This window comes from Micromonospora thermarum (assembly GCF_012034245.1).
GTDB lineage: Bacteria > Actinomycetota > Actinomycetes > Mycobacteriales > Micromonosporaceae > Micromonospora > Micromonospora thermarum.
The window spans coordinates 1-1457 of sequence record NZ_JAATEO010000084.1 but is presented as its reverse complement, the minus strand read 5'-3'; the positions used below and the strand labels follow the sequence as shown (position 1 = coordinate 1457).

Here is a 1457-nt window from a genome sequence, read left to right as displayed (position 1 = left end):
CGCGGTTGGAGGACTTCGCGGCCGGGGTGTTCGCGGGGTTGCCGCGGTCGGATCAGCGGGCGACCGGCCTGCGGTATCTGCGAGGGCTGATGCTGGACGGCCGGCGTAAGTCGATGCAGCCGATGGCGCAGCGCCTCGGGGTGGACCACCAGCAGTTGCAGCAGTTCCTGACCTCGTCGACCTGGGGCGTGACCGATGTGCGGCGGCGGCTGGCGAGGACCGCCGTCGACCTGGTGCGCCCGCAGGTGTGGGTGGTGGACGACACCGGGTTTCCCAAGGACGGCAAGGCGTCGGCGTGCGTGGCCAGGCAGTACTCCGGCACCCTCGGGAAGGTCGCCAACTGCCAGATAGCCGTGAGCGTCCACGCCGCGACCGACACTGCCTCGGCTGTGCTGGACTGGCGGCTGTTCGTGCCCGAGTCCTGGGACGAGACCTGCGTCCCGGACACCGACGGGAAGATCGCCAACCCGTACGCCCGCAGGCTGCGCCAGCAACCCGTGACCCGTGACCAGGCCGGGGCGAAGAAGGCACACCCGCGCTTGCGGCCGCCACCCGCCGAGCAGATCGACCAGATCCTACGGCGGCGGACAGCATCGAAGCTGCCCGACGACCAGCGGTACCGGCCGAAGTGGATGATGGCCCTGGAGATGCTCGACGAACTGGCCGGCTGGGGCCTGCGCCCGCCGCTGCTGACCGCCGACGCCGGCTACGGGCAGGTCGCCGAGTTCCGCCAGGGCCTGACCGAACGCGGCATCAGCTACATCGTGGCGACCACCTCGTCCACCACCGCCCAACCCGGCGACGCCCAACCGATCGAGGTCCCTTACGCCGGGGTCGGCAAGCACCCCACCCCGAGATACCCACAACCCGCCCGCAGCCTCAAGGATCTCGCTCTGACCCACGGCACCGCCGCGACACGACTGGTGCGCTGGCGCGACCGGCTCCCCACCGCCGATCGCGCCCCCGGCCAGCCCACCCGCGAGCTGGCCGGGCACTTCCTCGCCATACGGGTCCGGCCCGCAGGCCGCGCCATCCAACGTGGACCCGACCGCGGTGACGACGGCGTCCTACCCGAATGCTGGCTGCTCGTGCAATGGCCCCCCGACCAGGACGAACCCACCGACTACTGGCTCTCGGACCTGCCCGCCGACACACCACTTGCCGAACTGGTCCGCCTCGCCAAAAGCCGCTGGCGCATCGAGCACGACTACCGCGAACTCAAGACCGCCCTCGGACTCGACCACTTCGAAGGCCGCTCCTGGATCGGCTGGCACCGCCACGTCACCCTAGCCGCAGCCGCCCAACTGTTCCTCACCCAACTACGGCTGACAGACCCAAAAGCAGCAGGGCAGACCTGAGCCTGTACGCCGTCCTCCGCGAACTGCAATACCAGCTCGCGACCTGGTTCGGGTTCTGCCCTCTCTGCCACCAACTGGTACCAACCTAACAAAGTACTA

At 69.6% G+C, this 1457-nt stretch carries 1 protein-coding gene; it reads left to right on the top strand.

The window, feature by feature from the left end; all coding sequences use genetic code 11:
* Nucleotides 1-5 precede the first annotated feature (5 nt).
* Entirely contained in the window at nt 6-1358 is a 1353-nt protein-coding gene (locus HCJ94_RS29275) for an IS701 family transposase (RefSeq protein WP_240944613.1), read from the top strand.
* The last annotated feature ends 99 nt before the right edge of the window (nt 1359-1457 follow it).